Annotated in this window: 4 protein-coding genes; 1 reads left to right on the top strand and 3 read right to left on the bottom strand. The window is 44.8% G+C overall.

The window, feature by feature from the left end; all coding sequences use genetic code 11:
• Positions 1 to 31: 31 nt before the first annotated feature.
• Both EFO84_RS00790 and EFO84_RS00785 read right to left on the bottom strand, forming a co-directional pair.
• Positions 32 to 1,219, bottom strand: coding sequence for an IS4 family transposase (locus tag EFO84_RS00790; RefSeq protein WP_127346155.1), 1,188 nt, complete (start codon positions 1,217 to 1,219; stop codon positions 32 to 34).
• Between the two features lie 225 nt (positions 1,220 to 1,444).
• Positions 1,445 to 1,870 (bottom strand): hypothetical protein, encoded by a 426-nt coding sequence (locus tag EFO84_RS00785; RefSeq protein ID WP_008985538.1) that lies wholly within the window; start codon positions 1,868 to 1,870, stop codon positions 1,445 to 1,447.
• A gap of 271 nt (positions 1,871 to 2,141) precedes the next feature.
• Between EFO84_RS00785 and EFO84_RS00780 the strand changes: the two genes are divergently transcribed.
• On the top strand, positions 2,142 to 2,945 hold the full coding sequence (locus EFO84_RS00780) for an undecaprenyl-diphosphate phosphatase (protein ID WP_008985539.1): 804 nt from the start codon (positions 2,142 to 2,144) through the stop codon (positions 2,943 to 2,945).
• A gap of 159 nt (positions 2,946 to 3,104) precedes the next feature.
• Here EFO84_RS00780 and EFO84_RS00775 read toward each other — a convergent pair whose 3' ends face one another.
• On the bottom strand, positions 3,105 to 4,292 hold the full coding sequence (locus EFO84_RS00775) for an IS4 family transposase (RefSeq protein WP_127346155.1): 1,188 nt from the start codon (positions 4,290 to 4,292) through the stop codon (positions 3,105 to 3,107).
• Positions 4,293 to 4,399: the final 107 nt, after the last annotated feature.

Here is a 4,399-nt window from a genome sequence, read left to right as displayed (position 1 = left end):
CTGAGGGATCCCCACAAATTGCTCCCCCATATTATCCACACTCTATCAGATCGTCCGGTGTCCAGCACCACTGAGCTATCCACTGCAAAATTTGCTTTAGCCCTTGCTGATAATATCGCCTACTTATATTAAGCTTTTGCTCTTTACAGAGCAGTATCCCAAGGGAACAAAGAGCGAGCACTCGTCTATGCTTAACGGTATTAGCCTGATAACGTCGTTGTAAGCCAGCCTTCTCACCCGCACTGCCAAGCAGGTAATGAAACCAGTTAGCCAGGGCTGCCAAGAGCAGTAAGATCTCCAAGCGTGATTTCTTGCGAGTACCATGTAGATCGCTACCTAACCCGTAACGGTAACTTTTTTGATCCCGGAAGCTTTCTTCTATCTGCATTCGGCAGCTATAGCATTTGGCAATTTTCTCGGCATATCCATGACTTTCTGGTAAAGAGGAAACTAATAGCCAAGGCTCTTTGTATTGCCTGTTTTTATCTCTTTTCAATAACTTGTAACCTTTTCCAACCAAAACAGCTTGTGTTTCATAGCTCTGAGATTGGGTGAGTAAGATGTTGCCGACATGCTTGGGCTTGGCTTTGGCCTTACGATAAAATTGGTTAACAGTGATAAACTCTTCCTGCTCTGCCACTTTCAGCTTCACATTCCCTCTGACTCTGGCGACATAATGCCAGCCGAATTCGCGTACTTGTTTTAACCAAGGCACTTTAAATCCGGCGTCTGTCACGATAATTGGCTTGCAGCCTTCTGGTAACATAGCTTTAAGTTGTTCTAAGAATGCCTGATGCAAACGGGGGCTGGTGTACTCTTCTTCAGCAGCGATTTTTTGCAACAACGTTAATGCTCTGCCGTCCGCAGCAATACTCGCTCGTAAAATAAAGTGACGCTTGGCGGTATCCGCATTACTCCAATCGACTAAAATCGTTGGATGGGAATGGGGGGTTACAACAGAAGCAGTCAACGCGGCATAAATCAATGGTAGCTCTCGTTGCAGATTGGCATTATTGAGTAATCTGTCGGCTCGCTTGATGCTGATTTTGTCTGAGGGCCCTGGCATAGCGCGACCAATTGCTGTAACGGTGCAACGAGCGTCTTTAGCAAGAGCAGTAACCGCATCTAACAAGACAGAAAATCTGGCTTTATGCATGGTTTTTGGGGTGACAAATCGGAGGAAATCAGCGAGCATAGTTTTAACATTCATGGCGAGCATCCGCGGTGTGGGATTTTTGGCGAATGATCAGATCGGGAACCGCCATGAATGTTCCCTAATCACCTAAATTTTTATTTTAACTACAAAATTTCTGGGGATACCTCAGGTAAATACGTCAGCTTTAATGGTGGCTAATACAATACAAGTTAGCGGTTATATTTCCGCGGGGCAACGTTAACTGTTGCCCATGGGAGTTTTTATCAACCTAAGATTATTGAGCAAAAGCTATTTTACACAAGACTGATAAGACTGGGCTTTCTGAACGCCGCTATCAATTAATGTTTTGACATCGCTGTTGTTGATATTGGCTAATAGCTTGTCCATAACTTCTTGTGCGGTAGTAGCGGAGGAGGCTTCAGCCAGGCATGAGTAAGCATTTGCAATTTTGTTTTTGACTGCCGCCATCGCTTCTGGGCTAGTGAAATCAACCGTTAGTGCATCATTAATTGATGCGGAAAGTTGACTTGCCAGCTGAGGTGAATTTTTTAACAACTCTAAGTTGAGGCCATTGATATCCACAGCTTCTAGTTTATTTTGTAGTTCAACTGCCTTTTGATTGGCTGCATCTTGGGCTTTATCTATCATCTGATTTGCACTATCACAACCTGTTAGCACGATTACACAAGCAAGCGTAATTAGAAATTTTTTCATACTGCGTCCTTTTGAAAATTAAATTATAGTGTCATTGGTATGGTTATATCTACCAGCTTTGAGAAAAGTCATATCTACATTAGTATGTAATTTTAAAGGAAGGTTCCGGAACGATTTTCTGAAGCGAACAAATTCCGATGACATCACCAACAGACAATATCAGTGCATGCGAAAACATTTTAGCCCCCTTGAACCTAAAAACGGCGTTTATGTTAAACTGCTGCGATTTTTGCCGATCTAGTTTGCTGATAAAACGGAACTTTAACGCGATATGAGTGCACTTTACGCTATTTTTCTTGGCATTTTACAGGGTATTACCGAGTTTTTGCCGATTTCCAGCTCTGCCCACCTTATTCTGGCACCTTTGGTTACAGGCCAAGTCGATCAAGGGTTGGCATTTGATTTAGCTGTGCATATGGGCACCCTTTTGGCGGTGCTGCTGTACTTTCGCCGCGATGTGTTCAACTTAACAACAGATAGCCTGGCAGCACTTGCGCGGCGCCAACATGTCGGACAAAGCCCTCTGGCGCTTGCCGTTGTGCTGGGCACCATTCCGGCCTGCATCGCTGGTTTACTACTACTGGATTTAATTGATACCCACCTGCGCTCGGTGGCCGTTATTTTTGTTACTACCTTAGTATTTGGTATTCTGCTTGGTTTTGCCGATGTTACGGCTAAGGCTGAACGCGATTTGTCAACATTGACACTGAAAGACGCGCTGCTGGTGGGGTTAACGCAGGCCGTTTCTCTGATCCCCGGCACTTCACGCTCTGGTGCAACCATCACAGCAGGTTTGCTGCTGGGTTTAACCCGGCAAGCTGCGTCGCGCTTTTCATTCCTACTGGCGATACCTATCACCTTTTTAGCAGCCAGCGTTAAATTGCTGGAAGTAATTAGTACTGATGCCGCCAGTATTGATTGGCTGGTTTTTGCCATTGGCACCTTTACCGCTTTTATTACTGCACTTGCTGCCATTCACTTTTTCCTTGCTTGGCTAAATCGCTTTGGTATGTGGCCGTATGTGATTTATCGATTATTGTTGGCAGCGGCGATTTATTGGTTTTTAATGAGATAAGCTATGTAACAGCACCGATTTTCAATTTTATTACTGGTTAGTATTTTCAGGTGCTGTAACAGAGGCGAGGCATGCTGCCTTTGTTGATCGTTTAGTCAGATAATTACGGTTACAATAGGGTGGGTTCCCTGAGGGATCCCCACAAATTGCTCCCCCATATTATCCACACTCTATCAGATCGTCCGGTGTCCAGCACCACTGAGCTATCCACTGCAAAATTTGCTTTAGCCCTTGCTGATAATATCGCCTACTTATATTAAGCTTTTGCTCTTTACAGAGCAGTATCCCAAGGGAACAAAGAGCGAGCACTCGTCTATGCTTAACGGTATTAGCCTGATAACGTCGTTGTAAGCCAGCCTTCTCACCCGCACTGCCAAGCAGGTAATGAAACCAGTTAGCCAGGGCTGCCAAGAGCAGTAAGATCTCCAAGCGTGATTTCTTGCGAGTACCATGTAGATCGCTACCTAACCCGTAACGGTAACTTTTTTGATCCCGGAAGCTTTCTTCTATCTGCATTCGGCAGCTATAGCATTTGGCAATTTTCTCGGCATATCCATGACTTTCTGGTAAAGAGGAAACTAATAGCCAAGGCTCTTTGTATTGCCTGTTTTTATCTCTTTTCAATAACTTGTAACCTTTTCCAACCAAAACAGCTTGTGTTTCATAGCTCTGAGATTGGGTGAGTAAGATGTTGCCGACATGCTTGGGCTTGGCTTTGGCCTTACGATAAAATTGGTTAACAGTGATAAACTCTTCCTGCTCTGCCACTTTCAGCTTCACATTCCCTCTGACTCTGGCGACATAATGCCAGCCGAATTCGCGTACTTGTTTTAACCAAGGCACTTTAAATCCGGCGTCTGTCACGATAATTGGCTTGCAGCCTTCTGGTAACATAGCTTTAAGTTGTTCTAAGAATGCCTGATGCAAACGGGGGCTGGTGTACTCTTCTTCAGCAGCGATTTTTTGCAACAACGTTAATGCTCTGCCGTCCGCAGCAATACTCGCTCGTAAAATAAAGTGACGCTTGGCGGTATCCGCATTACTCCAATCGACTAAAATCGTTGGATGGGAATGGGGGGTTACAACAGAAGCAGTCAACGCGGCATAAATCAATGGTAGCTCTCGTTGCAGATTGGCATTATTGAGTAATCTGTCGGCTCGCTTGATGCTGATTTTGTCTGAGGGCCCTGGCATAGCGCGACCAATTGCTGTAACGGTGCAACGAGCGTCTTTAGCAAGAGCAGTAACCGCATCTAACAAGACAGAAAATCTGGCTTTATGCATGGTTTTTGGGGTGACAAATCGGAGGAAATCAGCGAGCATAGTTTTAACATTCATGGCGAGCATCCGCGGTGTGGGATTTTTGGCGAATGATCAGATCGGGAACCGCCATGAATGTTCCCTAATCACCTAAATTTTTATTTTAACTACAAAATTTCTGGGGATACCTCAGG

The organism is Pseudidiomarina mangrovi (assembly GCF_003999375.1).
In the GTDB taxonomy this organism is placed as follows: Bacteria; Pseudomonadota; Gammaproteobacteria; order Enterobacterales; family Alteromonadaceae; genus Pseudidiomarina; species Pseudidiomarina mangrovi.
The sequence above is the reverse complement of the archived record's forward strand: the minus strand, read 5'-3'. Positions and strand labels throughout refer to the sequence as shown.